Origin of the sequence: Actinokineospora globicatena, assembly GCF_024171945.1 — a bacterium.
Taxonomy (GTDB): Bacteria; Actinomycetota; Actinomycetes; order Mycobacteriales; family Pseudonocardiaceae; genus Actinokineospora; species Actinokineospora globicatena.
Genome location: NZ_JAMTCR010000002.1, coordinates 512432 through 538715 on the forward strand (window position 1 = coordinate 512432; position 26284 = coordinate 538715).

Annotated in this window: 21 protein-coding genes and 1 pseudogene; 8 read left to right on the forward strand and 14 right to left on the reverse strand. The window is 70.9% G+C overall.

What is annotated here, in order from left to right; all coding sequences use genetic code 11:
* Nucleotides 1-544 precede the first annotated feature (544 nt).
* From LV79_RS02415 to LV79_RS02430, 4 genes are all read left to right on the forward strand, one after another.
* Nucleotides 545-1582, forward strand: a complete 1038-nt coding sequence (locus LV79_RS02415) for an ABC transporter substrate-binding protein (RefSeq protein ID WP_253831573.1) — start codon at nt 545-547, stop codon at nt 1580-1582.
* 155 nt (nt 1583-1737) lie between these two features.
* Nucleotides 1738-2397, forward strand: a complete 660-nt coding sequence (locus tag LV79_RS02420) for an ABC transporter permease (RefSeq protein ID WP_253831574.1) — start codon at nt 1738-1740, stop codon at nt 2395-2397.
* On the forward strand, nt 2394-3194 hold the full coding sequence (locus LV79_RS02425) for an ABC transporter permease (protein ID WP_253831576.1): 801 nt from the start codon (nt 2394-2396) through the stop codon (nt 3192-3194). Before LV79_RS02420 ends, LV79_RS02425 begins: the two co-directional genes overlap by 4 nt.
* A gap of 7 nt (nt 3195-3201) precedes the next feature.
* Nucleotides 3202-3969 (forward strand): ABC transporter ATP-binding protein, encoded by a 768-nt coding sequence (locus LV79_RS02430; RefSeq protein WP_253835699.1) that lies wholly within the window; start codon nt 3202-3204, stop codon nt 3967-3969.
* Nucleotides 3970-4038: 69 nt separating this feature from the next.
* On the opposite strand, the gene LV79_RS02435 is transcribed toward LV79_RS02430, so the two are convergent.
* Nucleotides 4039-4875 carry an LppU/SCO3897 family protein gene (locus LV79_RS02435; protein ID WP_253831578.1) on the reverse strand — a complete coding sequence of 279 codons (837 nt, stop codon included), beginning with the start codon at nt 4873-4875 and terminating at the stop codon, nt 4039-4041.
* Nucleotides 4876-5015: 140 nt separating this feature from the next.
* Nucleotides 5016-5606 carry an LppU/SCO3897 family protein gene (locus LV79_RS02440; RefSeq protein ID WP_253831580.1) on the reverse strand — a complete coding sequence of 197 codons (591 nt, stop codon included), beginning with the start codon at nt 5604-5606 and terminating at the stop codon, nt 5016-5018.
* A gap of 146 nt (nt 5607-5752) precedes the next feature.
* On the opposite strand from LV79_RS02440, the gene LV79_RS02445 reads away from it, so the two are divergent.
* Nucleotides 5753-7405: a DNA repair helicase XPB gene (locus tag LV79_RS02445; protein ID WP_253831582.1), complete on the forward strand. Its 1653-nt coding sequence runs from the start codon at nt 5753-5755 to the stop codon at nt 7403-7405.
* Between the two features lie 6 nt (nt 7406-7411).
* Here the strand turns inward: LV79_RS02445 and LV79_RS02450 are convergent, their stop codons facing one another.
* Entirely contained in the window at nt 7412-8218 is an 807-nt protein-coding gene (locus tag LV79_RS02450) for a serine hydrolase domain-containing protein (protein WP_253831584.1), read from the reverse strand.
* Nucleotides 8219-8283: 65 nt separating this feature from the next.
* On the opposite strand from LV79_RS02450, the gene LV79_RS02455 reads away from it, so the two are divergent.
* Complete coding sequence (locus LV79_RS02455; RefSeq protein ID WP_285469858.1) at nt 8284-9231, forward strand: o-succinylbenzoate synthase; 948 nt, start codon at nt 8284-8286, stop codon at nt 9229-9231.
* Here LV79_RS02455 and LV79_RS02460 read toward each other — a convergent pair.
* The 11 genes and pseudogenes from LV79_RS02460 to LV79_RS02510 all read right to left on the reverse strand — a co-directional run bounded on the left by LV79_RS02460 (nt 9228) and on the right by LV79_RS02510 (nt 20459).
* On the reverse strand, nt 9228-9716 hold the full coding sequence (locus tag LV79_RS02460; RefSeq protein WP_253835704.1) for a GyrI-like domain-containing protein: 489 nt from the start codon (nt 9714-9716) through the stop codon (nt 9228-9230). The genes LV79_RS02455 and LV79_RS02460 overlap by 4 nt on opposite strands.
* Nucleotides 9717-9794: 78 nt before the next feature.
* Nucleotides 9795-10091 (reverse strand): annotated as a pseudogene (locus tag LV79_RS33675) (helix-turn-helix transcriptional regulator); the annotation flags it as partial.
* 879 nt (nt 10092-10970) lie between these two features.
* Entirely contained in the window at nt 10971-12101 is a 1131-nt protein-coding gene (locus LV79_RS02470; protein WP_253831586.1) for a CapA family protein, read from the reverse strand.
* Entirely contained in the window at nt 12098-13036 is a 939-nt protein-coding gene (locus LV79_RS02475) for a ribose-phosphate diphosphokinase (RefSeq protein WP_253831588.1), read from the reverse strand. The genes LV79_RS02470 and LV79_RS02475 overlap by 4 nt, the downstream gene beginning before the upstream one ends.
* 85 nt (nt 13037-13121) lie before the next feature.
* Entirely contained in the window at nt 13122-13949 is an 828-nt protein-coding gene (locus tag LV79_RS02480) for an SRPBCC family protein (protein ID WP_253831590.1), read from the reverse strand.
* Between the two features lie 12 nt (nt 13950-13961).
* Nucleotides 13962-14816 carry an FAD binding domain-containing protein gene (locus LV79_RS02485; RefSeq protein WP_253831592.1) on the reverse strand — a complete coding sequence of 285 codons (855 nt, stop codon included), beginning with the start codon at nt 14814-14816 and terminating at the stop codon, nt 13962-13964.
* Nucleotides 14813-17248 (reverse strand): xanthine dehydrogenase family protein molybdopterin-binding subunit, encoded by a 2436-nt coding sequence (locus tag LV79_RS02490; protein WP_253831594.1) that lies wholly within the window; start codon nt 17246-17248, stop codon nt 14813-14815. Before LV79_RS02490 ends, LV79_RS02485 begins: the two co-directional genes overlap by 4 nt.
* A complete protein-coding gene (locus tag LV79_RS02495; protein WP_253831596.1) occupies nt 17245-17745 on the reverse strand; it encodes a (2Fe-2S)-binding protein in 501 nt (166 codons plus the stop codon). The genes LV79_RS02490 and LV79_RS02495 overlap by 4 nt, the downstream gene beginning before the upstream one ends.
* Before the next feature lie 177 nt (nt 17746-17922).
* Entirely contained in the window at nt 17923-19035 is a 1113-nt protein-coding gene (locus tag LV79_RS02500; protein ID WP_253831599.1) for an XdhC family protein, read from the reverse strand.
* Nucleotides 19028-20125 carry a vWA domain-containing protein gene (locus LV79_RS02505; protein ID WP_253831601.1) on the reverse strand — a complete coding sequence of 366 codons (1098 nt, stop codon included), beginning with the start codon at nt 20123-20125 and terminating at the stop codon, nt 19028-19030. The genes LV79_RS02500 and LV79_RS02505 overlap by 8 nt, the downstream gene beginning before the upstream one ends.
* A 34-nt stretch (nt 20126-20159) precedes the next feature.
* Nucleotides 20160-20459 carry a PadR family transcriptional regulator gene (locus LV79_RS02510; protein WP_253831603.1) on the reverse strand — a complete coding sequence of 100 codons (300 nt, stop codon included), beginning with the start codon at nt 20457-20459 and terminating at the stop codon, nt 20160-20162.
* Nucleotides 20460-20725: 266 nt separating this feature from the next.
* On the opposite strand from LV79_RS02510, the gene LV79_RS02515 reads away from it, so the two are divergent.
* Both LV79_RS02515 and LV79_RS02520 read left to right on the forward strand, forming a co-directional pair.
* Nucleotides 20726-24598, forward strand: a complete 3873-nt coding sequence (locus LV79_RS02515) for a Pls/PosA family non-ribosomal peptide synthetase (RefSeq protein WP_253835706.1) — start codon at nt 20726-20728, stop codon at nt 24596-24598.
* Nucleotides 24599-24630: 32 nt separating this feature from the next.
* Complete coding sequence (locus LV79_RS02520) at nt 24631-25992, forward strand: M1 family metallopeptidase (protein WP_253831605.1); 1362 nt, start codon at nt 24631-24633, stop codon at nt 25990-25992.
* Nucleotides 25993-26284 lie beyond the last annotated feature (292 nt).

Genomic DNA, 26284 nt, shown 5'->3' on the forward strand with positions numbered 1-26284 from the left:
TTGCTCTAACGGACACCTACCCCAGTGGAGGACGCGGCTCGTCGCGGACGCTCTGGCGGACGCGGCTGCCCGCAAGATGTCGGACCGGGGCGGTCCAACGTTACTCGCCGGGCATGGCGGCCGCTCATCCCTACCGCTCGGTTGAGCGCCTCACTGTGGACACAGAAGGTAGCGAAGTCTCCGGCACGATGTAACCCTTCCAGGGCATCATCACAGGCCGTATCGGATAGTTAGCACGGACAACATTTCACCAGCGTGATGTAGTGGTGGTTTTCCCTACGTTCACCATCGCCCATATGGATGAGTAATCACCACCCACTTGCGGGCACGGCTACGGACGGTAAACCCCAGGTCAGGGTGCCTAGAGAGTTCCCCCACTTGGCTCAACAGGGCCGCCCGAATCAGTGAGAGAGTTCACCGCAAGGCATCCTGTGCGCACTCATTGTGACCCGCACCCCGCTGTCTCTAGAGTGCGTCCTTGGTGCCGCAGGGGGACTCGCGCCCACCTCGACAAAAACCGACCTCCTACGAGGAGAGGCTCCAAATGCTTCGACGCGTTGCCACCAGACGGACCGCTGGTGTCCGCCTGCCGATCGCCGTTCTCGCCATGACCGTCCTCGCCACGCTCAGCGGGTGCGGCCTCCTCGGCGGCGACGACACCACCAGCAGCTCGGGGTCCACGGGCAGCACCGGCGGGGTGGAGAAGGCCAAGGTCAAGGTCGGCGTCCTGCCCGTCGTCGACGTCGCGCCGTTCTACCGGGCGATCGAGCAGGGCTACTTCAAGGAGCAGGGCCTCGACGTCGAGCCGGTCGTCATGGCCTCCGGCGCGGCCTCCATCGCCGCCGTGCTCAGCGGGGACGTCGACATCGCCTTCTCGTCCTACCCGGCGCCGCTGCTCGCGCAGAGCAAGAAGATCGCCGAGTTCAAGATCGTCGCCGACGCGCTGACCGCCAAGCCCGGTCACATCGTGGTCGTCGCGCCGCCGAACTCGCCGCTGAAGAAGCCGACCGACGCGCCGGGCAAGAAGATCGCCATCACCGCCCGCAACACCATGACCGACCTGGCCCCGATGTCGGTGCTCAAGACCCAGGGCGTCGACTACACCCAGGTCGAGTGGCGCGAGATGAGCTTCGCCGAGATGATCCCGGCGATGGAGCGCGGCGAGGTCGACGGCGCGGTCGTCGTGGAGCCGTGGGTGACCACCGCGATGAAGAAGCTGGGCGCGGTCCCGGTCTTCGACGGCGCGTCCGGCCCCACCGCGGAGATGCCGATGTCGGGCTACGTCGCCATCGGCGGCTCCGGCAAGTTCGCCACCACCAGCCCGAACACCGTCGCCGCCTTCCAGCGCGCGCTGGCCAAGGCGCAAGCCGAGGCGACCGACCGCACCAAGGTCGAGCCGATGTTCGTCAAGTACGCCAAGATCGACCAGGAGACCGCCCAGCTGGTGACCATCGCGACGTACTCGACCTCGCTCGAGGCCAACCGCATCCAGCGGGTCGCCAACCTGATGTCGGAGTTCGGCGTGATCAAGGGCAACCTGGACGTGTCCACGATGATCCCCAGCTCCACCAGCAACAAGTAGGTCTGGAGGCGGGTCCCCTCCGGGGGCCGAGGCACACCGTGAGTGGAGCTCCCCGAGTTCCCGCGAGCCTGATCGGTCTGGCCGGCTTCTTCGCGATCTGGGAAGTCGCCAGCCGGACCGATCTCGTTCCGGGCTACTACCTTCGCCCGCCGAGCGTGGTGCTACCGAAGATGGTCACCCTGCTCGGCGACCCGGCGTTCGTCAGAGCGGTGGTCGCCACGCTGGTGGCCACCCTGCTCGCGCTGGTGATCGCGGTCCTGATCGCGGTCCCGGCCGGACTCGTCCTCGGCAGCGTCCCCCCGGTCCGCAGGGCCGTGATGACGCTGGTCGAGTTCCTGCGGCCGATCCCGTCGGTCGCGCTGATCCCGCTCGCCCTGCTGACCTTCGGCACCGGCCCGGACACCAAGATCACCCTCGCGGTGTACGGGGCGCTGTGGCCGATCCTGTTCAACACCATGTACGCCCTCGACGAGGTCGACCCGCTGCACGTGGAGACGGCGCGCGCGTTCGGCACCGGTCGGCTCGGCCTGCTGCGCCGGGTCGCCCTGCCCAGCGCCGCGCCGTTCGTGCTCACCGGGGTCCGGCTCTCGTTCGCCATCGCGCTCGCGGTGGTGATCAGCACCGAGCTGTTCTCCGGTGGCACCATCGGGCTCGGCCAGGTGGTCAACGTCGCCAGCGGCGGCGGGTTCAACATGGACACCGTGCTGGCGGGCACCGTCCTGGCCGGACTGGTCGGCTACGGCGCCAACGCGGGCCTGGAGTGGTTGCACCGCAGGGCGTTCGCCTGGAGCCAGCCGCGGGGTGACGCCGAGTGAACCGGTTCACCAGGACCGCCCAGCGCTGGGTGGTGTTCGTCGCCGCGGTCGCGCTGTGGGAGCTGGTGACGCAGCTGGCCGAGGCGAGCGGCGCGGCCATGAGCTTCTTCTTCCCGCCGCCGTCGGAGATCGCGCTGACCGCGAAGGACCTGTGGTTCTCGTCGGCGTTCGGCAAGCACATCGTGCCCGGCGTCGGCCGGATGCTCGGCGGCTGGGCGCTGGCGGGCGTCATCGGCGTCGCGTTCGGCATCCTGCTCGGCCGGTCCCGGCACGCGATGGCCTACCTGGGCGCGGTCTTCAACTTCCTGCGCTCGATCCCGCCGCCGCTGCTGGTGCCGTTCTTCGTCGCCGCGGTCGGCACCACGAACATGCAGTTCCCGACGATCGTGTTCGGCGCGATCTGGCCGGTGCTGCTCAACACCGTCGACGGGGCGCGCGGCGTCGACGCGACCAAGGTCGAGACCGCCAGGGTGTTCCGGCTCTCCCGCACCCAGTGGACGCTCGGGGTGGTGCTGCCCTCGGCGCTGCCCAAGGTGTTCGCGGGCCTGCGGCTGAGCCTGTCCATCGCGCTGATCCTGATGGTCATCTCCGAGTTGGTCGGCTCGGCCAACGGCATCGGCAACCAGCTGGTGCGGGCCCAGCGCGACTACGAGCCCACCGCCATGTGGGCCTGGATCGTGCTGCTCGGCGTGCTCGGCTACCTGTTCAACACCGTGCTCCTGGCGCTTGAGCGGCGCGCGCTTGCCTGGCAACCGCGGCACTCGCTCGAGACGCAGGCGCTCGCCACCGGAGGCTGACGTGAACATGTTGGAGGTCGACGGGCTCGGCCACACCTACAAGGGCAAGGACGGCTCGCACACCGCGATCGATGGACTCGACTTCACCGTCGGCGCAGGCGAACTCGTGTGTGTGGTTGGACCGTCCGGCTGCGGTAAGTCGACGCTGCTGCGCACGATCGCCGGGCTGATCCGCCCCTCCAGGGGCACGGTGAGCCTGCACGGCACCAAGGTCGACGGTGTTCCCCGGGACCTGGCCGTGGTCTTCCAGGACTACAGCCGCTCGTTGTTCCCGTGGTTGTCGGTGACCCGCAACGTCGAGTTCCCACTGCGGTCGTTGTCGCGCACGGAACGCGAAGCGAGGGCCGTGGAGGCCCTCGCGGCGGTCGGACTGGCCGCGGCGGGCAAGAAGTACCCGTGGCAGCTCTCCGGCGGCATGCAGCAGCGCGTGGCCATCGCGCGCGCGTTGGCCTACCGGCCGTCGCTGCTGCTGATGGACGAGCCGTTCGCGTCGGTCGACGCGCAGACCCGGTTCGAGCTCGAGGACCTGCTGCTGCGCATCCGCCGGGAGCAGGACACGACCGTCCTGCTGGTCACCCACGACATCGACGAGAGCGTCTACCTGGGCGACCGGGTGCTGGTGCTGTCGAAGTCCCCGGCGACCGTGGTGGCGCACCTGGACGTGCCGCTCGGACCGGTGCGCGACCAGATCGGCACCCGGGCCAGCGAGGACTTCGTCGAGCTGCGGGCCAAGGTCGCCGGTCTGCTGCAGGGCGGCCCCGTGAGCGTCCGCTGAGGACAGGGCGACGAAGAGGGTCCCACCGGAACCGCCCGGTGGGACCCTCTTCGCGTCAAACCCCTGGTACTACGCGGAAGCCTTCGTGCAGATGGTCAGCTTCGGCTCGTCGTACTTGAAGTTCAGGTTCGCGTCCTCGCCGCACGCCGCCTCGTCGACCTTGCCGTCGACGACGTCGAGGATCTCGATCTGGTGCGTGCCGCAGGCGATCTTCTTGGTCTTGGCCGGGCTGTCCAGGTCGGACAGGCAGTCGCCCTTCTTGACGTTGAGCACCAGGCACAGCGAGAAGCCACCGCTGTTGCCGCGCCGCGAGGACTCCTCGTACTCGAGGTAGTCGCTCTCGCTCGGGCAGGTCGCCGCGCCGCTGTCGAGCTTCTTGCCGACCTTGAACACCGCCTCCTGGCTGGCGCAGTCGATCTTCTCGACATCGGCGTCGTCGGAGGTGTCCTTGTTGACCTTGATGCAGTCACCGACCGAGGCGGTCGCCGCCGACTTGGTGAAGTAGGCGAAGGCCGCGATGCCGATGCCGACCACCGCGACCAGCAGCACGACGATGCGGAAGATCTTCTTGCCGCTGCCGCGCTTGGCGGGCGGGTCGACCTGCGGCGGGGCCGCCGGGAAGCCGACCGGCTGCTGGCCGTGCGGGGGCGGCGGGGCCTGGCCGTAGCCGGGCTGCGGCGGGAGCTGCTGGCCGCCGGGCGGGGTGCCGGGACCCTGCGGGTAGGCCTGCCCACCGGGCGGCGTTCCGGGACCCTGCTGCGGGTACGGCTGGCCACCGGGCGGCGTGCCAGGGCCCTGCTGCGGGTAGGGCTGACCCCCCGGCGGAGTTCCCGGCCCCTGCTGGAAGGGCTGGTTGGGGCCGCCCTGCGGCGGAGGGAACTGGCCCGGCTGCTGCGGGTTGGACATCGTGCACCTCAATGGCGTTGGAAAGCGACAAAGCCGACACCATCCCCCCTTGGGATACGCTCGGTGCGGCGGTGCAATGTAGCGCGTCGCTCGAATGGACGTAACGCAAACCCCACATCCGGACTAAACGTCACGCTTCGTCACGAACCGGTCGTGTTGGGTGTCTCCAAGCAGAACACAACCGCGGGCTCGGGGTAACCCAGACCGTTCCCATTAGGACACGGCGACGGGTCCGAGGTGTCGCGCAGCTCGTCGACGACCTTGATCGCGTCGGGCGAGTCGCACGGGCCGACCTTGAAGGCCTGGTTCGGGTCGTCGGGCACGTAGCAGTTGCCCTTGACGAAGTTGGGCATCAGGCAGAGCAGTTCCTTGTCGGTGCGCATCTCCCGGTAGGCGCCCTCGGCGCAGCCCGCCGCGGACAGGTCCTTGCGGCTCGCGATGCGGAACGCCGCGGTGTCGGCGCAGCTGACCGGCTCGACCGTGGCCGTGTCACCCGCCCCGGTGACCGTCGCGCACTCCGCGGGGGCGTCGTCGGCGAGCACGTAGCGGAAGACGACGAAACCGACCCCCGCGATGAGCACCGCGATGATCGCGACCGCCCACAGCGGCAACATCCTGTGCCGCCGGGGGCCCGCGGGCTCGACCTTCCCGTCCAGGAAGTCCAACGGCCGCTCATCGGCCTCTGGGGTGGGCTGCTCGGCCGGGGTGTCCGGCCCGTCGGGCTTGCTCATGCGTTGCCTTTGCGGGGTGGGGGCGGGTGCTCGGCACCGGGTGCTGGTGGGCGTGGACGGTATCCGGGGCGCACAGCCCGTGGTCCCGCCGGTTACCGAACTGTGCCCGGCCCGTGCGACCGCGCCGGGTTTGCGACACTGGACGGGTGACCGACGGCCCGCTGATCGTGCAATCAGACAAGACCCTGCTGTTGGAGATCGACCACCCCAGCGCGGGCGACGCGCGGACCGCCATCGCGCCGTTCGCGGAACTGGAGCGCGCCCCTGAGCACGTGCACACCTACCGGATCACCCCGCTGGCGTTGTGGAACGCCCGCGCCGCTGGTCACGACGCCGAGCAGGTGGTCGACGCGCTGTCGACCTACTCGCGCTACCCGGTGCCGCAACCGCTGCTGATCGACGTCGTCGACACCATGGCCCGCTTCGGCAGGCTGTCGCTGGCCAACCACCCGGCGCACGGGCTGGTGATGACCTCCACCGACCGCGCGGTGCTGGAGGAGGTGCTGCGCAACAAGAAGATCAACCCGATGCTCGGCGCCCGCATCGACCAGGACAACGTGGTCGTGCACCCGAGTGAGCGCGGCCGCCTCAAGCAGGCGCTGCTCAAGGTCGGCTGGCCCGCCGAGGACTTCGCCGGGTACGTCGACGGCGAGGCGCACCCGATCGCGCTGCACGAGGAGGGCTGGCAGCTGCGCGACTACCAGCGGATGGCCGCCGAGTCGTTCTGGGCGGGCGGCTCCGGTGTGGTCGTGCTGCCCTGCGGCGCGGGCAAGACCCTGGTCGGCGCGGCCGCGATGGCGCTGGCGCAGGCCACGACGCTGATCCTGGTGACCAACACGGTGGCGGGCAGGCAGTGGAAGCGCGAGCTGATCGCGCGCACGTCGCTGACCGAGGAGGAGATCGGCGAGTACTCCGGCGAGCGCAAGGAGATCCGGCCGATCACCATCGCCACCTACCAGGTGATCACCCGCAAGTCCGGCGGCGAGTACCGGCACCTGGAGCTGTTCGACTCCCGGGACTGGGGCCTGGTGGTCTACGACGAGGTGCACCTGCTGCCCGCGCCGGTGTTCCGGATGACCGCCGACCTGCAGTCGCGGCGCCGCCTCGGGCTGACCGCGACCCTGGTGCGCGAGGACGGCCGGGAGGGCGACGTGTTCTCGCTCATCGGCCCGAAGCGCTACGACGTGCCGTGGCGCGACATCGAGCAGCAGGGCTGGATCGCGCCAGCCGAGTGCACCGAGGTGCGGGTGACGCTCACCGACAACGAGCGGCTGGAGTACGCGACCGCCGAGGCCGACACCCGGTACAAGCTGTGCTCGACGGCCCGCACGAAGATCCCGGTGGTCCAGTCGATCCTGGACCGGCACCCCGGCGAGCCGACCCTGGTGATCGGCGCCTACCTCGACCAGCTCGACGAGCTCGGGGTGGCGCTCGACGCCCCGGTCATCCAGGGCGCGACCAAGAACAAGGAGCGCGAGGAGCTGTTCGACGCGTTCCGCCGGGGCGAGCTGCGCACGCTGGTGGTGTCGAAGGTGGCGAACTTCTCCATCGACCTGCCGGAGGCCTCGGTGGCGGTGCAGGTGTCCGGCACGTTCGGGTCCCGGCAGGAGGAGGCGCAGCGGCTCGGTCGGCTGCTGCGGCCCAAGGGCGACGGGCGGCAGGCGCACTTCTACTCCGTGGTCGCCAGGGACACCCTGGACACCGAGTACGCGGCGCACCGGCAGCGGTTCCTGGCCGAGCAGGGCTACGCGTACCGGATCTGCGACGCCGACGACCTGCTCGGGCCGCCGATCCCGTAGCCAGGCCTAGGCAAGCTCGGCGAGCACCCCGTCGGTGAACGGCGGCCACGCCTGGACGGCCCACTCGCCGAAGGGCCGGTCGGTCAGCGCGACGCAGGCCACCCCGGCGTCGGGGTCGACCCACAGGAAGGTGCCGGACTGGCCGAAGTGGCCGAAGGTGCGCGGCGAGCTGCGCTGCCCGGTCCAGTGCGGCGCCTTGCCGTCGCGCAGCTCGAAGCCGAGGCCCCAGTCGTTGGGCTTCTGCATGCCGTAGCCGGGGAGCACCCCGTTGAGGCCGGGGAAGGCGACGGTGGTGGCCTCGGCGAGGGTCTCCTCGGCGACCAGCGTCGGGGCCTGGAGCTCGGCGGCGAACCTGGTCAGGTCGGCGCAGGTGGACACCGCACCCGCGCCCGCCTGGCCCTCCAGCGCGGAGTCGGCCATGCCCAGCGGCTGGAACACCGCCTCGGCGAGGTAGCGGTCGAACGGGATGCCGGTGGCCTCGTGGACGGCCTCGGCGAGCATGTGGAAGCCGGTGTTGGAGTAGATGCGCCGAGCACCCGGCTCGGCCTGCTGGGTGTCGGAGTCGAAGGCGAGGCCGGAGGTGTGCGCGATGAGGTGCCGCACGGTCGCCGGACCGGCGGGCTGGTCCCACTCCAGGGCGCCCTCCTCGACGGCGACGAGCACCGCGTAGGCGGTCAGCGGCTTGGTCACCGACGCGAGCGGGAACCGGCGGCCCTGGTCGCCTGTGCTGCCCAGCACAGTGCCGTCGGCCGACACCACCGCGGCGGCCGCGTTGTCCACCGGCCACCCGGCCACCACGTCCAAGCTGCGCATGCCACCACCCTACGGTCCGGCCCTTCCCCCAGCGGCCACACCGGGTGTTCTGCGACGATGCAGGGGTGTTCGCAGAGCAAACGCGTGTCTACGCGATCCCGATGCACACCTCGTTCCGCGGCATCACGGTGCGCGAGGGGCTGCTGCTGCGCGGCGACGCGGGCTGGGGCGAGTTCTGCCCGTTCGCCGACTACACCGACACCGAGGCGGTGCCCTGGCTCAAGAGCGCGCTGGAGGCCGCCGAGCACGGCTGGCCAGCGCCGGTGCGCGACCTCATCCCGGTGAACGCGACGGTGCCGGTGGTGTCCCCGGAGCGCGCGGCCGAGATCGTCCGCGCGTCCGGGTGCACCACGGCGAAGGTGAAGGTCGCCGACCCGGGATCGACCTTGGGACAAGACGTCGAGCGGGTCGCCGCCGTGCGCGACGCCCTCGGTCCGTCCGGCCAGGTGCGGGTCGACGCGAACGGGGCGTGGGACGTCGACCGCGCTGTTGCGGCGATCACCGCGCTCGACCGGGCGGCAGGCGGGCTCGAGTACGTCGAGCAGCCGTGCCGCACCATCGAGGAACTCGCCGCCGTCCGCCGCCGGGTGGACGTCCGCATCGCCGCCGACGAGTCGATCCGCCGCGCGGAGGACCCGTTGCGGGTGGCGGTCGCCGGTGCGGCGGACATCGCGGTGCTCAAGGTCGCGCCGCTGGGCGGGGTCCGGCGGGCGCTCGCGGTCGCCGAGTCCGCCGGTCTGCCGTGCGTGGTGTCCTCGGCCCTGGAGACCAGCATCGGCATCGCGGCGGGGCTCGCCCTCGCCGGTGCCCTCCCGACGCTCGACTACGCGTGCGGGCTGGGCACTCTGTCACTGCTCACCACCGACGCCGTGACGCACCCGTTCCGGCCGAACAACGGCTGGCTGCCCGTCCCCCGGACCGCCCCGGCCCCGGACGCGCTCACCGAGGCCGACCCGCGCACCCGGGACCGCTGGCTCTCGCGCCTGGGCCGGGTGACGGCGCTGAGCGGCTAGACCGGTTCCACCGGGAGCCACAGCTCGCAGGTGGCGGTGTCTTCCGAGCGTTCCAGGACCGTGAGGATCGACGGGCCCGGTCGTAGCCGCCACGGGTTGGCGGGGAACCACTCGGTGGCGGTCGCGGCCCAGGTGTTCTGCAGCGCCTCGGGATACGGCCCTTCGGAGCGGAACACCGCCCAGGTACCCGCCGGGACCGCGATGGCGTCGAGGTCGTCGGGCACGGGGGTGTCCTGGGAGATCGCGACGCCGTGCAGGTAGGTCAGCTCACTGCCCTCCGTGGCGTCCGGGTCGACGTCGGCACTGACCTGCAACAACCCGGGCGGCTCGGTGTCGGCCAGGGCCTTGAGCCGCACGTGCGCTTCCGGCGGCAGCGCGGTGATGTGCGCCAGGATGTGCGGGTTGACGCCGCGGTGGACCAACGGCACACGCGCGGCGTGCCCCACCAACCGGAACGCGGACCGCTCAGCGATGCGGGTGTCCATGGGAGTGCTCCCTTCAACGGTCAGCCGAAACCTGACCTTCGGTTGTGTCCGAAGAGGACCACCATCCCGGCGCGCGGCACTCGGCCCGATCCCGTGCACGGCACGAAACGCCCGCCCGAACGCCTCAGTGGACGAATACCCGTACCGCACGGCGATGCTCAACAGATCCCCCTGCCGCCGAACCACATCCGCAGCCGCGACCGTCATCCGCCGCCTGCGCACGTACTCCGACAACGGCATCCCCGCCAACGAAGAGAACATCCGCCGCAAGTGGTACTCCGTAGTCCCCTCCCCCCGAGCCACCCCAGCGACGTCGACATCCTCCCCGAGCCCCGCCTCCACAAGATCAACCAACCGAGTGAGCGCCGAGATCATCCAGTCCTCCCTTCCCCACCCACCCTGCCGCCCGAACCCGCCTCCCCACCCAACTCCCCCGAACCAATCCGATCAGTTCCCCGCCCACAACCCCATTCCCCAATGGACACCCACTCGGGATCACCCCCACCCACGTCCGCCCCTACCGCGCCCCAAGCGACTCCGAACCCACCAACTCCCGCACCCCGAACGGACTCACCAAGTCCGCCTGCCCCTCCGGCACCCACCAAGCCCCGCGACTCCACCCACTCTTACGGCTCCGCACAGCCCCTACGGATCCACCAGCTCTTAAGGCTTCGCCCACCCCAGCGGCCCTGCGGAGTCCTTGCCCTTCGGCCAAACCGCACAACCCCAGCGGCCCCGTACAGTCCTCGCCCCCGACAACCGCACCACCCAACCCAAGCCGCCCCGCCCGCGCCTACGGCTCCCCCAACCCCACCGCGCAACCCCTGCGGCTCCGCCCAACCGCTCCACCTGCTCCTACGGCTCCGCCCACACTTATGGCTCCGCCAAACCCCAGCCGCAGAGGCCTCTAGCCCTACCCGCCCCACCGGGCCGCTCCGCGCCTCTTACCCACCAACGCCGCTTCGCGCCCGCGCACGGTCCCACCCCAGCCCGGCCCCCACCCTCTCCGGGGGGCGGCCCAGGTCCAGTCTACCGGGGGGCACCGACGGGCGATCTTGAAACAGGCCCCGTGGAGATCCACATGTGGATAACTTCTGTACCCCATAAGAGGGAAATCGGGGAGGCGGGCAATGGCAGATCGCCTGGTCAGGGGTGTGACTGCCGGTGCGGGGATGGGCAGCGGCGGCAAGTCGGATTGTGGGTGATCATCCAGGGGCGAGCGGACGCCGCACGAGTCCATAGTGGACAGAAGAGCTAGGGGCGGGTGAGGCCTGCGGTGGCGGCGGCGCGGCTCAGGACTACCTCGTCGGTGCGGGTTAGGGCTTGGGATTTGCGGGTGGGTGGGGTTTGCGGGTCGGTGGTGAGGTCGCGGAGGCGGATGGGTGGGCCCAGGTCGGTGAGGATGGGCAGGTATTCCGCGCGGTCGACGGTCCAGCCGGTGGGGGACTTGGTGAAGTGGAAGCGGGCGAGGGCGCCCTCCTCGGTGGGGCCCTTGGGTTCCTCGTGCTTGGCGACCATGTTGCCGAGGCCGTAGGTGACCCACTTGCCGTCGACGCGTTCGAAGGGCTGCACGACGTGGGCGTGGTGGCCGATGATCAGGTCGACGGCGGAGTCGGCGAGGACGGCCTTGGCGGTGCGGACCTGGTCGGCGCTGGGGTCGTGCTGGCCCTCGACGCCCCAGTGCAGGCTGGCGACCACGACCTCGGCGCCCGCCGACTTGGCCGCGCGGGCGGCGGCGCGGACCGCGTCCGGGGTGAGGATGTTGGTCATCCACGGTGACCCGGCCGGGCGCGCGGTGCCCTGGTTGAGGCCGAAGGTGAAGGACACGAAGCCGACCTTGACCCCGGCGACGTCGCGGATCAGCGGGCGGGCGGCCTCGTCGGCGGTGCGGGCGGCGCCGGTGTGGGTGATCTTGGCGGCGTCCAGCGCGTCCAGGGTGCTGGTCAGACCGGCGGGGCCCTGGTCGAGGGTGTGGTTGGACGCGGTGGAGCAGGTGTCGAACCCGGTCGCCGCGAGGGCGGTGACGACCTCGGGCGGCGCGCTGAACTTCGGGTAGCCGCGGAACGGGCCGTTGGGGCCCGCGATCGGCACCTCCAGGTGGCACACGGCGACGTCCGCGGCCTCGATGACCGGCTTGATCCCGGCGAGCAGCGGGGCGTAGTCGCGCTTGCCGCCGCCGTCGGTGGTGGCCTGCTCGGTGAGCGCGGGGTGGATCAGCACGTCGCCGCCCGCGATCAGCGTGAACCCGGGGGTCGACGGGGTGGTCGGTGGCGCGACCGGGGTCGTGGTGGTCCGCTGCGGGTCGTCCGGGACCTCGCCGACGGTCGGGTTACCGCTGCACGCGGCCACCAGCGCGGCGCAGGCGACGGCGGGCAACCACCTCATGGGGCATCGAAGAGCGCGCTGACGGACTCGCCGTTGTGGATGCGCCGCACCGCCTCGGCGAGCGCGGGCGCGATCGACAGCACGGTGAGCTTGTCGGACCGCTCGTGGATCGGGACCGTGTTGGTGCACACGATCTCCACGACCTCCGACTGGTCGCCGATGCGCTTGAGCGCGCCGGAGGCGAACAGCCCGTGCGTGCAGGCCACCCGCACCGACCGCACGTTGTGCTCGCGCAGCCGGGCGAGCAGCTCGATCACGGTGCTGCCCTTGGCGATCTCGTCGTCGAGCACGATGATGTCGCGGCCGTCGACGTCGCCGATCACCGAGGAGATCGCCACCCGGTCGTCGGCGAAGCGCTGCTTGGCGCCCGCGGCGACCGGCACGCCGAGCAGCCGCGAGAACCGGGCCGCCTCCTTGGCGTTGCCCAGGTCCGGCGACACGACGGTGGTGTTCGACAGGTCGAGGTTGCGGAAGTGGCCCGCCAGCTCGCGCAGCGCGTGCAGGTGGTCGACGGGGACGCTGAAGAACCCGTGCACCTGCGGCGAGTGCAGGGTCATGGTCAGCACCCGGTCGGCACCGGCGGCGACCATCAGGTCCGCGACCAGCCTGCCGCCGATGGAGATGCGCGGCGCGTCCTTCTTGTCCGACCGCGCGTAGGCGTAGTGCGGCATCACGACGGTGATCCGCCGCGCCGACGCCCCGCGCGCCGCGTCGATCATCAGCAGCAGCTCGACCAGGTTCTCCTGGACCGGTTGCACGAGCGGTTGGATCAGGTAGACGTCGCGCTCGCGGCAGTTGGCCTGCAGCTGCACCTCGAGGCAGTCGTTGGCGAACCGCTGGACCCGCACCGGGTGCAGCGGTACCCCGAGGTGTTCGGAGATCTCCGCCGACAACGCCGGATGCGCACTCCCACCGAACAACGCGATGTCCCGCACACGCACTCCCGTTGACCAGGCCCAACCCGCAGCGGTCGCTGCGACCCAACCCTAGTGGCCCCGGATTCCGCGCCAGAGCAGGCCCTCAGCGCCACCTCCTCCTGATCAGCAGGACGAGCACCAGCGCGACCACCGCGGCCAGCACCGGGACCGCCCGTTTCGCGACCGACGGCCCCGCCAGCTCCAGCAGGTCGACCGGTTCCGCCTCGGGGACGACCCGGAGCGGGCGCTGCCCCGCCCCGGCGACCGGCTCTGGCTCACCAGTCCGCGGTTCCTCAGCCGCCGCGGCTTCGGCAGGCCGGTCGGGTGGCCCGACCGCCGGGGTGTCCTCGGCAGTCGCGGAATCCGCGGTCTCAGCGGGCTCATCCGGTGGGCCGACCGCCGGATCGGTCCGGTCCGGTTCGGCCAACCCCTCGGTGGCGGAACCGGCCTGGACCGACCCGATCGGGGCGGGGACGTCGGCGGCCGGGGGTGCGGCGAGCTTGTCGGCGAGGCAGTCCGCGAAGACGGTGAGGATCTTGCCGCCCACCTCGGCGATCAGGCCGCGGCCGAACTGGGCCGGTTTCCCGGTGATCGCGAGGTCGGTGTTGACCGTGCCGCTGGTGCTGTCTCCCTCGGCGGTGAGGGTGACGGTGACCGTCGCCGCGGCGGTGCCGTTGCCCCGGGAGTCCTTGCCGGAGGCCTTGATGACGAGCCTGCGCATCCGCTCGTCGCGCTCCAGGAACTGCCCGTTGCCCTTGTACAGCAGGGAGATCGGGCCGACCTTGACCTTGACGGTGCCGGTGAAGGCGTCGCCGATGACCTCGGTGAGGGTGGCGCCCGGCATGCAGGGCGCCACCCGGTGCGGGTCGAGCAGCGCCGCCCAGACCTCCGGTAGCGGGGCCGGGACGGTGAACCGGTGCTCCAGCAGCACGTCGTGAACCTCCTAGACGCCGGTGGCGGCGGTGATGGCGCGCGAGGTGAGCACCCTGGCCAGGTGCTCGCGGTACGCGGTGTCGGCGTTGCCGTCGGCGGTCGGGCTGGTGCCGTCGGCGGCGTGCGCGGCGGCCGCCTTGATCGCCTCGGGGGTGGCCGGTTGGCCGACGAGCGCCGCCTCGACCGCGGTGGCGCGCACCGGGACCGCGGACATGTTGGTGAGCCCGACCCTGGCCTCGGCGATCACGCCGTCGGCGATCCGGACCGCCGCGGCGACGGCCACGATCGACCACGCCTGGGCGACCCGGTTGAACTTCTCGTAGTGCGCGCCCCAGCCGGTGTGCTTGGGCACCCGCACCGCGACCAGGAGTTCGTCCTGGCGCAGCGCGGTGGTGAAGTAGTCGACGAAGAAGTCCGCCGCCGCGACCGTGCGCCGCCCCTCCAGGCCGTGCAGCACCAGTTCCGCGTCCAGGGCCAGCACCGGGGCGAGCAGGTCGCCCGCCGGGTCGGCGTGGGCGATGGCGCCGCCGAAGGTGCCGCGGTGGCGGACCTGCGGGTCGGCGACGGTGTCGGTGGCGGCCTTGAGCAGCAGGGCGTGCGAACGCACCAGGGGATCGCGCTGGATCTCGTAGTGCGTGGTGGTGGCGCCGATGACCAGGGCGTCGCCCTCGTCGCGGATGCCGCGCAGCTCCGGGATCCGGCCGATGTCGATCAGGGTCGACGGGGCGGCCAACCGCATGCGCAGCACCGGGATCAGGCTCTGACCACCGGCGATGACCTTCGCCTCCTCCCCGGCGTCGGCGAGCGCGCGGACCGCGTCGTCCACTGTGGAGGGAGCGGTGTAGTCGAACGCGGCCGGGATCACGCCGCACCTCCGGAGGTGTCGATGGAGCCGAGCCCGCCGCCCGCCTCGGTGCCGAGACCGCCCGCGTCCGTCGGGCCGCCGTTGATGGCCGTCCACACCCGCATCGGTGTGCACGGCATCTGGATGTCGTTGACGCCGAAGTGGCGCACGGCGTCGACGACGGCGTTGACCACGGCCGGGGTGGACGCGATCGTGCCCGCCTCGCCGACCCCCTTGACGCCCAGCTGGTTGCTGGTCGCGGGGGTCTCGGTGCGGTCGGTGTCGAAGTGCGGGAGGTCCACGGCGGACGGGATGAGGTAGTCGGCCAGGGTTCCCGTCGTCAGCGTGCCGCTCTCGTCGTGCACGGCCTCCTCGTAGAGCGCCTGCGCGAGGCCCTGGGCGAGTCCACCGTGGACCTGGCCCTCGACGATGATCGGGTTGACCACCACGCCGACGTCGTCGACGCACACGTACTTGCGGATCTTGACGAACCCGGTCTCGGTGTCGACGTCGACCGCGCACAGGTGGGTGCCGTGCGGGAAGGAGAAGTTGTCCGGGTCGAAGGTGGCCTCGGAGTCCAGCGACGGCTCGACCCCGTCGGGCAGGTCGTGCGCGGCGAACACCGCCAGGGCGACGTCGGTGATCGCGGTGGCCCGCTCGGTGCCCTTGACGGTGAACTTGCCCGCCGTGAACTCCAGGTCGTCCTCGGCGCACTCCATCATGTGCGCGGCGATCCGGCGGGCCTTGCGGATGACCTTCTCCCCCGCCTTGAGCACCGCCATCGCGCCGACGGTCAGCGACCGGGAGCCGTAGGTGTCGAGCCCGCGCGGGGACGACTGGGTGTCGCCGTGCAGCACCTCGATGTCCTCGAAGGGCACGCCGAGCTGGTCGGCGACGATCTGGCTCCACGCCGTCTCGTGGCCCTGCCCGTGCGCGGAGGACCCGGTGACCACCTCGACCTTGCCGCTGGGCAGCATCCGGACCGCGGCGTGCTCCCAGCCGCCCGCGCCGTAGGACAGCGAGCCGAGCACCCGCGACGGCGCCAGCCCGCACATCTCGGTGAAGGTGGACGTGCCGATGCCCAGCTGGACGGTGTCGCCGCGCTCGCGGCGCTCCCGCTGCTCGGCGCGCAGCTGGTCGTAGCCGAACATCTCCTTGGCCTTGGCGGTGGCGGCCTCGTAGTTGCCGGTGTCGTACTCCAGCCCGCACACGGTGGTGAACGGGAACTCGTCGTGCTTGATCCAGTTCTGCTCGCGCAGCTCGATCGGGTCCCGGCCGAGTTCGGCGGCGAGCTCGTCCATCAGCCGCTCGATGGCGCAGGTCGCCTCCGGCCTGCCAGCGCCGCGGTAGGCGTCGGTCGGGGTCTTGGTGGTGAACACGTTGGTGCACTCGAACCGGTACGCCGGGAACTTGTAGATGGCGTTGAACATGAACGCGCCCAGGATCGGCACGCCGGGGGTGACCAGCCGCAGGTAGGCGCCCATGTCGGCGAGGAGCTCGACCTTGAGGCCGGTGACCGTGCCGTCGCGGCGGGCGGCCAGGGTCAGCTTCTGCAGCTGGTCGCGGCCGTGGTGGGCGGAGAGCAGCGACTCCGAGCGGGACTCGGTCCACTTCACCGGCTTGCCCAGCCTGGTGGCCACCACCAGCGCGACGACCTCCTCGGGGGTGACCTGGAGCTTGCCGCCGAAGCCGCCGCCGACGTCCGGGGCGATGACGCGCAGCTTGTGCTCCGGGGTGCCGGTGGTCAGCGCCAGCATCAGCCGCAGGATGTGCGGGATCTGGGTGGCCGACCACACCGTGGTCTGCTCGCCGGTGGGGTCGACCAGGACCGAGCGCGGCTCCATGAACGCCGGGATGAGGCGCTGCTGGCGGTAGGTGCGCTCGACGAGCACCTCGGCCTCGGCGATGGCCTGCTCGACGTCGCTGCCGGTGCCCGCCTCCGCCGAGTCGAACACCCAGTGCGCGGACTTGTTGGTGCCCAGGTCGGGGTGGACCAGGTCGGCGCCGTCGGCCACGGCCGCGGCCAGGTCCAGCACCACCGGGAGGTCCTCGTAGTCGACGTCGATGGCCTCGAGCGCGTCGTGGGCCTGCGCCTTGCCGCGCGCGACCACGACGGCGACGGCCTCACCGGCGAAGTTGACCTGGTCGACGGCGAGCGACGGCGCTGGCGGGGCCTTCTGGTCGGCGGTGACCGGCCAGGCGCAGGGGAGGCTGCCCTGCGCCTCGGCGAGGTCGCGGCCGGTGAACACGGCGATGACGCCCGGCTTGCGCCTGGCCGCCTCGACATCGATGGCGGTGATCCTGGCGTGCGCGACGGGGCTGCGCAGGAAGGCCAGGTGCAGCAGGCCGGGCACGGTGAGGTTGTCGGTCCACCTGGTGCGCCCGGTGATCAGCCGCGCGTCCTCCTTGCGCAGCCTGGCCTTGCCGACCTCAGGTTCGACGGTGGCGGTCATGACTCGCTCCCGACCGGCTGGGCCTGGGTGGAACCGGGTTTGAGCCTGTCCGCGGCGTCCTGGACGGCGCGCACGATGTTCTGGTAGCCGGTGCAGCGGCAGAGGTTGCCCTCCAGGCCGTGCCGCACGGCCTGCTCGTCGGGGTCGGGGTTGTCGGCGAGCAGGTCGATCGACTGCATGATCATCCCCGGGGTGCAGAAGCCGCACTGCAGGGCGTGGTTGTCGTGGAAGGCCTGCTGCACCGGGTGCAGCGCGCCGTCGCGGGCGAGCCCCTCGACGGTGGTGATCTCGGCGCCGTCGGCCTGCACGGCGAGCACGGAGCAGGACTTCACGCTCTGCCCGTCCAGGTGCACGGTGCAGGAACCGCAGTTGCTGGTGTCGCAGCCGACGACGGTGCCGGTCTTGCCGATGGTCTCCCGCAGGTGGTGGACCAACAACTGGCGTGGTTCGACGTCGTCGGTGTAGGTGGTCCCGTCGACCGTGACGGTGATGCGCATCCTGCCTCCAGCACTCGCGCGGTGGTGGACCCCGGCGGACCGGGGCGCGTGATCGGGCTCACAAACCAGCCTGCCCCCGTTCGGCCGCCACGACAAGCCCGGGCGCCGAACCTGTGGACAACTCAGCACCCTGTGGACAAACTTCCTGGTCAGGACGGTCGCGCTCGCGCCGAGTGACTAGCCGTGGATGCGTCCGGACAGGACCGACAGCCGCTGCCCACCGCCGCCCCAGCGGGTGGCGATGATCTCCGCGGCGATCGAGACGGCGGTCTCCTCGGGGGTCCTGGCACCGAGGTCCAAGCCGATCGGGGAGGCGAGCGCGCTCAGCTCGGCCTCGGACACCCCGGCCTCGCGCAGCCGGTCGACGCGGTCGGTGTGGGTGCGCCGCGAGCCCATCGCACCGACGTAGCCGAGCTTCGCGCCCAGCGCGACGCGCAGGACCGGGACGTCGAACTTGGGGTCGTGGGTGAGCACGGTGACGACGGTGCGCTCGTCGACGCGGCCTTCCTCGAGTTGGCGCTCCAGGTAGCGGTGGGGCCAGTCGACGACGACCTCGTGCGCGCTCGGGAACCGGCTCGTGGTCGCGAACACGGGCCGGGCATCGCAGACCGTGACCCGGTAGCCGAGGTAGGCGCCCATGCGGGCCATGGCGGCCGCGAAGTCGATCGCGCCGAACACGAGCATCCGCGGGGGTGGTTCGAAGGAGTTGACGAACACCGACATGCCCTCGCCGCGCCGTTCGCCGTCTAGGCCGTATCCGAGCATCGCGGTACGACCGGCCGAGAGCAGTCCTCTTGCGTCGTCGACGATCGCCGCGTCGATCCGGTCGGAGCCGGTGCTGCCAGAGTGCCGGTCAGGCCAAACCAGGACGCGTTTGCCCAACCGGTCCGGGTCCGCGTGTGCGACGACGGTGGCGACGGCGACAGGGACCTCGGCGTGCACCGACTTGGCCACTACCTCGAACTCGGGGAACGTGTCGGGGGCGATGCGTTCGACGTAGATGTCGATGATCCCGCCGCAGGTCAGACCTACCGCGAAGGCGTCGTCATCGCTAACGCCGTAGCGCTGGAGGACAGGCTTACCGGTGTCGAGTACCTCGCGGCCGAGTTCGTAGACCGCGCCCTCTACGCACCCTCCGGACACGCTGCCGGTGACAGAACCATCGACGGCTACCGCCATTGCCGCTCCGGGTGATCGCGGGGCGGAGGAGAAGGTGGCCACCACGGTGCCTAGTGCTACCGGCTCATTTAGCCGGTAGCGGCGCAGGACTTCGTCGAGCACGTCACGCACGGCGGACCTCCCGGAGCAGGAGGTCGAGTGTGGCGACGCTGTGGCCCGCCAGCAACCTGTCTATGTGCGGTAGCGCTACCGAGATGCCGGACTGCACGGGTTGGTAGACCGGAGATCCGGCGTGTGGATTGACCCAGAACACGCGATGGGCGAGCCTGCCGAGCCGGGACATCTGGTTGCCGAGCAGCGCCGGGTCACCGCGTTCCCAGCCGTCGGAGAACAGCACGACCACGGCCTGCCGTGCGACGCCGCGTTGACCCCACCGGTCCAAGAACGCCCGCAGGGTCTCCCCCAGCCTCGTCCCGCCCGCGAAGTCCGGGACAGCGCGGGCAGCAGCGGTCAACGCAAGTTCAGGGTCGCGATGGCGCAGTTGGCGGGTGAGCCTGGTCAGGCGCGTGCCGAGGGTGAACACCTCGGTGGGAGCGCGACGGGCCATGGCGTGCGCGAACCGCAGCAGGGCGTCGGCGTACGGGGTCATGGAGCCGGAGACATCGATCAGCAGGACCACCCGGCGCGGTTTGCGCGCGCGTCGCTTGCGCGCGATGCGCATCGGCTCGCCGTCGGTTGCCCGCATTAGGCGGAGTGTGCGGCGCGCGTCCACGCGGCCACGCCGGTCTGGTCGCCACCGCACGGTCGACCGCTGCGGCGGCTCTGGGCGGAGGAGGTCGATCATCTCGCGCAGGTGCGCGCGCTCGGCGGCGGTGAGGCCTGAGATGTCGCGGTGGCGCAAGACCTCGGCGGAGCTGGCAAGGCGGTCAACGTGCACAGCGTCATCGCCCTCACCTGCGCCGTTAGCCACTAGAGCCGCGATGTTCCCCCGTTTCGGGCGCGGATCGCGGGTCGGTCTCGGTGTGCGTGGGGTGTCACCCGTGAACCAGGCGTGGAAGGCGCTGTCGTAGCGGGGTAGGTCGTCCGGCTCGCCGCACAAGGTGAGCCTGCCTGCCCAGTAGACCTGGCTGACGTCCGCGAGGTCGAGCAGGTCAACGGCCGCCAGGTAGGCCTGCACGCGCTCTTGGCCGCACGCGACGCCCGCGGCGCGCAGTGCGACGGCGAACCCGACGAGACCGGGCAGCGGGTCGACCTGACTCACCCCAGCAGTGTGCCCCAGGTCACCCGGTCGGTGCTCACGCCATGTCCTCGGCCAACTGGGCGAGCACCGCCTTGCAGTCGGTGAGCACCCGCTTACCCCGTTTCGTGGTCCGGTACCGCCGGACCTGCCTGCCGTTGACGACCTCGGTCCGGGATTTGAGCAGCCCGGCCTCTTGTAGCCGGTGGAGCAGCGGGTACAGCGTCCCGGGTGACACGCGGTGACCCCTGGTGGCCAACTCCTCGGTCAGCCAGGCCCCGTGTACCTCGTCCGTGGACGCGTACCGCAGCACGCGAAGCCGGAGCGCACCATTGGCGAACTCGCGCAGCACATCCATCGCTCCACGATATCGCACGGCGATATCGACCCCAACAGGCCACCGAACTCCCTGCACAACAAGCCAACTCAGGCTTGATATCGCTGAACGATATCGGGTTACGATAGAAAAACCGTTGGTACACAAGGATGTGAGCCGCGACACGTCGGTAATAGATCGACGAGACAGGCCGATGAGAAGACCGGTAACGTGCGTTGGCCGTGGCGCCGGAAGGCCCGCGAGACTGCTAGGACAACACCGAAAAGGTGAGAAATGCGTTCGCCGCGATGACGATGGTCCACCCCCCGGCTTCCCTGCTCTCCGCCCTCGACCCACTCGCCGACGCCGCGGCGCAGGGGCTTGCCGTGTTCCGCGCGGGGCCCGAGAGCGCCCCCCGAACCCTGGTCGACGTCCTCCACGCCTCCGCCGCGCGTCACCCCGACGCCGACGCCATCGACGACGGCACCACCGTGCTCTCTTACCGCGCTCTGCTCGGTGAGATCGATGCCCTGGTGACGTCTCTTAACGCAGCGGGTGTCGGCAGGGGTGACCGCGTCGGGATCCGAGTCCCGTCCGGCACCGCCGACCTCTACGTCTCGATCCTCGCCGTCCTCACGGCGGGCGCCGCCTACGTCCCGGTCGACTTCGACGACCCGGACGAGCGCGCTGACCTGGTGTTCGGCGAGGCAAACGCTTGCGCCGTGCTCGGCGAGCACCGGTCCATCACCACGCTGGCCGCCTCGCCGAGCGTGCCCGGCACGCCCACGCCCGAGGACGACGCGTGGATCATCTTCACCTCGGGCTCGACCGGCAAGCCCAAGGGCGTCGCGGTGAGCCACCGCAGCGCGGCCGCGTTCGTGGACGCCGAGGCGGACCTGTTCCTCGCCGAGGAGCCCATCACCGCCGACGACCGGGTCCTGGCGGGCCTGTCGGTGGCCTTCGACGCCTCCTGCGAGGAGATGTGGCTGGCCTGGCGCAACGGGGCGTGCCTGGTGGCGGCCCCGCGCGCGCTGGTGCGCACCGGTGTCGACCTGGGCCCGTGGCTGGTCGAGCGGGCCATCACCGTGGTGTCGACCGTGCCGACGCTGGCCGCGCTGTGGCCTGCCGACGCGCTCGACGACGTGCGGCTGCTGATCTTCGGCGGGGAGGCCTGCCCGCCCGAGCTGGCCGAGCGGCTGGCGGTCGAGGGCCGCGAGGTGTGGAACACCTACGGCCCGACCGAGGCCACCGTGGTCGCCTGCGGCGCCAGGATGACCGGTGAGGGCCCGGTGCGCATCGGCCTGCCGCTGGACGGCTGGGAGCTCGCCGTCGTCGACGAGGCGGGCGAGCTGGTGCCGATGGGCGCCACCGGCCAGCTCGTGATCGGTGGCGCAGGCCTGGCCCGCTACCTCGACCCGGCCAAGGACGCGGAGAAGTTCGCGCCACTGCCCGCGCTGTCCTGGGACCGCGCCTACCGCAGCGGCGACATGGTCAAGGCCGAGCCCGAGGGGCTCCTGTTCCTGGGCCGCGCGGACGAGCAGATCAAGCTCGGCGGTAGGCGTATCGAGCTCGGTGAGGTCGACGCCGCCCTGCAAGCCCTGCCGAACGTGGCAGGCGCCGCAGCGGCCGTTCGCACTACCGCCGCCGGTAACCAGCTCTTGGTGGGTTACGTCGTCGCTGGCGAGGGCTTCGACGCTGACGCGGCCGTGGAACGGCTCCGGTTGGAGCTACCTGCCGCGTTGGTGCCGCTGCTCGCCGCGGTCGACACCCTGCCGACCCGCACGTCCGGCAAGGTCGACCGCAACGCCCTGCCGTGGCCGCTCGACCTGGACACCTCCGATGTCGACACGGCAGCGCTGACCGACACCCAGCGGTGGCTGGTCGGGCTGTGGCGCGACCTGCTCGGCGTGGTGGTGAGCAGCCCGAAGGCCGACTTCTTCGCCAACGGCGGTGGCAGCCTCTCCGCGGCCCAGCTGGTCTCGAAGATCCGCGAGGTCCACCCGAGCATCGCCGTCGCCGATCTCTACCAGCACCCGACCCTGGGCAAGCTCTCCGACCACATCGACGCCGCCGTCGCGAGCACGCAGACGGACCGGGTAGTGGTGCCGACGCCGGTTCGCGCCCAGTTCATACAGGTCCTGTTGACGCTGCCGATGCTGACGGTCGTTGGCGCTAGGTGGGTCGTAGCGCTCGCCGCGGTGAACAACATCTTGGGCTTCTCCTGGAGCCCCCACGTGTCGTGGTGGTTGGTGCTCGCGGGCTGGCTCGTGTTCCTGAGCCCCTGGGGCCGGATGGCGCTAGCGGCTGGGACCGCGCGCCTGCTGCTGCGGGGTGTCCAACCGGGCTCTTACCCGCGCGGTGGCAGCGTGCACTTGCGACTGTGGGCCGCTGAGCGGTTCGTGGACCTCACGGGCGCCGCAGGACTCCAGGGCGCCCCGTGGATGACCCACTACGCGCGGGCTCTTGGCGCGCGGATCGGAGACGAGGTAGACCTGCACTCCCTGCCGCCTGTCACCGGCATGCTCCGGCTCGGTCGGGGCGCGGCGGTCGAGCCGGAGGTAGACCTGTCCGGCCACTGGCTCGACGGCGACGTCCTGCACATCGGTCAGGTCAGGGTCGACGCGCACGCCACGGTCGGCGCGCGCAGCACCCTGTTCCCCGGTGCACGGGTCGGCAAGCGGGCCGAGGTCGCGCCTGGCTCTGGTGTGAAGGGCGCTGTCCCCGCAGGTCAGCGTTGGTCGGGCTCCCCGGCGACGCGCACCGGTAAGGCCAGCCTGAAGGGGTCTCGTCCCGCGCGTCGTAGGCGCTGGGTCGGCATCTACGCGGCCACGTCGTTCGTCCTGAGTGTGCTCCCCATCGCGGCGGCACTACCTGCGCTGTTCATCTTCATGGCCTTCCTCGACGGCACGACCACCCTCGGTCAGGCCACGGTCCAGGCCCTGGTTGCCGTACCTGCGGCGACGCTCGCGTGGATGGGCTCCTACGCCCTGCTCATCCTGGTCTTCGTGCGCCTGCTGTCCATCGGCATGCGAGCGGGCAGGCACGCCGTGCACAGCCGCGTGGCGTGGCAGGCCTGGGCGACCGAGCGGCTGATGGAACTCGCGCGCTCCGCGCTGTTCCCGATGTACGCGAGCCTGTTCACCCCGGTGTGGCTGCGGGCGCTCGGCATGAAGGTCGGCAAGCGGGTGGAAGCCTCCACGGTCCTGGCGCTGCCGAGCATGACGACCGTCGGCGACGGCGCGTTCCTGGCCGACGACACCATGATCGGCTCTTACGAGCTCGGCGGCGGTTGGCTGCGCATCGGGGAGGCGAGTGTCGGCAAGCGCGCGTTCCTGGGCAACTCCGGTATGACCGCTCCCGGTCGTGCCGTGCCGAAGCGCGGTCTCGTCGGTGTGCTGTCGTCTACTCCTAAGAAGGCCAAGGCAGGTTCCTCTTACCTGGGCATGCCTCCGATGAAGCTGCCGCGCACGGTTGAGGACGCCGACGAGAGCAAGACGTTCAACCCGCCACGGCGTCTCGTCATCGCGCGGGCGTTGGTTGAGGTGTGCCGCGTGATCCCGGTGATGGCCTCCACCGCGTTGCTGGTTCTAGTGGCGGCAGCACTCACCTACACCGGTTTCTGGCTAGGACTCGCAGTTAGCGGTGTCCTGCTGTTCGGCGCCGGTATCGCTGCCTGCCTGATCGCCGTGATGGCGAAGTGGGCTCTAGTGGGCAAGTTCCGCACGGTGGACCACCCGCTGTGGAGTTCGTTAGTGTGGCGCAACGAGCTCGCGGACACCTTCGTCGAGATGCTGGGTGTGCCGTGGTTCGCGACCTGGGCGCACGGGTCGCCGCTGCTGTCGGTGTGGCTGCGCGGCCTCGGCGCGCGGATCGGCAAGGGCGCGTGGGTCGAGACCTACTGGCTGCCCGAGGCCGACCTGGTCCGGGTCGGCGACGGCGCCACGGTCAACCGCGGCTGCGTGTTGCAGACGCACCTGTTCCACGACCGCGTCATGCGGATGGCGCCGGTGACCGTCGGCGCGGGCGGCACGCTCGGCCCGCACGGCATCGTGCTGCCCGGCGCGTCGATCGGCGAGCGCACCACCGTCGGCCCGGCGTCGCTGGTCATGCGGGGTGAATCGGTACCGGACGGCAGCCGCTGGCTCGGCAACCCGATCGCCGCGTGGCCGGGCAAGCGCTGACGGCGGACCGGGTCGTGATGTTGAATGTGGGTATGAGCGCCAAGGCTGACCCGGCTCGCGCCGGGCAGCCCGGCGCGGGCACGTCCGTCGACGCCTACCTGCCCAACCACGGCAACGGCGGGTACCAGGTCACGCACTACGACCTGGACCTCGCCTACCGGGTCGGGCCGGGCAGGCTCGAGGGTCGCGCGCGGATCACCGCCGTGGCGACGCAGGCGTTGTCGCGGTTCAGCCTGGACTTCTCGGGCCTGCGGAGCTCCAAGGTCACCATCAACGGCAAGCCGGTGCGACACGCCCAACGTGGTCGGAAGCTGCACATCACACCGAACCGTCCTTTACCGGACGGCGGCAGGTTCACCGTCGAGATCCGCTACACAGGCTCACCGACGCCAATCCCCAGTCACTGGGGGGAAATCGGGTGGGACTACCTCGACGACGGCGTGATCGTCGCCAGCCAGCCGATTGGCGCACCGTCGTGGTTCCCGTGCAACGACCACCCCAGCAACAAGGCGACCTACCGGATCGCGGTCTCGGTAGCCTCGCCGTACCAGGTAGTGGCTACCGGGGTTCTTGAGTCCAAACTGTCCGCGGCGAGCACGACGACCTGGGAGTTCCGCCTCTCCCAGCCGACACCGACCTACCTGGTCAGTGTCCAGATCGGACGCTACGCGGAGTCCTCGTTCGCGACCGTGCCGATGATGCACGCCGCCGTCCCGGCCCGGCTCGCGGTGCCGTTCGAGCACGACTTCGACCGCCAGCCGCGGATGCTGGTCGAGTTCGAGCGGATGTTCGGGCCCTACCCGTTCGAGCAGTACGGGGTGGTCGTGGTCGACGCCGAGCTGGACGCGCCGATCGAGGCGCAGTCGCTGTCGATCTTCGGCAGCAACCACGTCGACGGGGTGCGCGGCAGCGAGCGGCTGATCGCGCACGAGCTGGCGCACCAGTGGTTCGGCAACAGCCTCACCGTGGCCCAGTGGCGCCACATCTGGCTCAACGAGGGTTTCGCGAACTACGCCGAGTGGCTGTGGTCGGAGGTGTCCGGCGGCGCCGCGGCGGACGTGCACGCGCTGCGGGCGTGGCGCAGGCTCGCGGACATGCCGCAGGACCTGCGCATCGGCGACCCCGGCACGCGGCACCTGTTCGACGACCGCGTGTACCTGCGCGGCGCGGTGACGCTGCACGCGCTGCGCCTGCGGCTCGGCGACGAGGCGTTCTTCGCGTTGTTGCGGGTGTGGACCTCGGCGCACCGGCACGGCAACGTGACGACCGACGATTTCACCGCGCTGGCCCAGCGGCACACCCCGTGGCCGTTGACCGAGCTTTTCGCGAACTGGCTGAACTCGCCGATCCTGCCCGCTTTCCCACGCCGAACGCCTGGCGCGGACCGGGAGTAGGTGGTCCGCGCCAGGTGTGCCCCCGCGGCCGCGCGAGGCGCTGTCCTGTAGGTCTGGTGCGTGGGATTCGTGATCCGCGTGGTTCCTGGGTGCGCGGCCGGGAAGCCCTCGTACTGGACGTACTCGGGTTTTCCGGCCGTGCGGCCAGGGGCCGCGTGGGCGCGGATAGCGCGTGCCGGACCTGCAGGACAGCGGCTAGTGTTGCCGGGCGCGAAAGGCACCGGAATCGGCGTTCGGGAAACCGGAGTGGCCCTCGACGGGCCACGCCCCTGGCGGGCGCACCACGGCGCCA

What these genes read in the sequence shown, in the direction of transcription:
- LV79_RS02415 (WP_253831573.1), top strand. Translation starts at nt 545, where the DNA reads ATGCTTCGACGCGTTGCCACCAGACGGACCGCTGGTGTCCGCCTGCCG.
- LV79_RS02430 (WP_253835699.1), top strand. Translation starts at nt 3,202, where the DNA reads ATGTTGGAGGTCGACGGGCTCGGCCACACCTACAAGGGCAAGGACGGC.
- LV79_RS02435 (WP_253831578.1), bottom strand. Translation starts at nt 4,875, where the DNA reads ATGTCCAACCCGCAGCAGCCGGGCCAGTTCCCTCCGCCGCAGGGCGGC.
- LV79_RS02440 (WP_253831580.1), bottom strand. Translation starts at nt 5,606, where the DNA reads ATGAGCAAGCCCGACGGGCCGGACACCCCGGCCGAGCAGCCCACCCCA.
- LV79_RS02450 (WP_253831584.1), bottom strand. Translation starts at nt 8,218, where the DNA reads ATGCGCAGCTTGGACGTGGTGGCCGGGTGGCCGGTGGACAACGCGGCC.
- LV79_RS02460 (WP_253835704.1), bottom strand. Translation starts at nt 9,716, where the DNA reads ATGGACACCCGCATCGCTGAGCGGTCCGCGTTCCGGTTGGTGGGGCAC.
- LV79_RS02470 (WP_253831586.1), bottom strand. Translation starts at nt 12,101, where the DNA reads ATGAGGTGGTTGCCCGCCGTCGCCTGCGCCGCGCTGGTGGCCGCGTGC.
- LV79_RS02490 (WP_253831594.1), bottom strand. Translation starts at nt 17,248, where the DNA reads ATGACCGCCACCGTCGAACCTGAGGTCGGCAAGGCCAGGCTGCGCAAG.
- LV79_RS02495 (WP_253831596.1), bottom strand. Translation starts at nt 17,745, where the DNA reads ATGCGCATCACCGTCACGGTCGACGGGACCACCTACACCGACGACGTC.
- LV79_RS02510 (WP_253831603.1), bottom strand. Translation starts at nt 20,459, where the DNA reads ATGGATGTGCTGCGCGAGTTCGCCAATGGTGCGCTCCGGCTTCGCGTG.
- LV79_RS02515 (WP_253835706.1), top strand. Translation starts at nt 20,726, where the DNA reads ATGACGATGGTCCACCCCCCGGCTTCCCTGCTCTCCGCCCTCGACCCA.
- LV79_RS02520 (WP_253831605.1), top strand. Translation starts at nt 24,631, where the DNA reads ATGAGCGCCAAGGCTGACCCGGCTCGCGCCGGGCAGCCCGGCGCGGGC.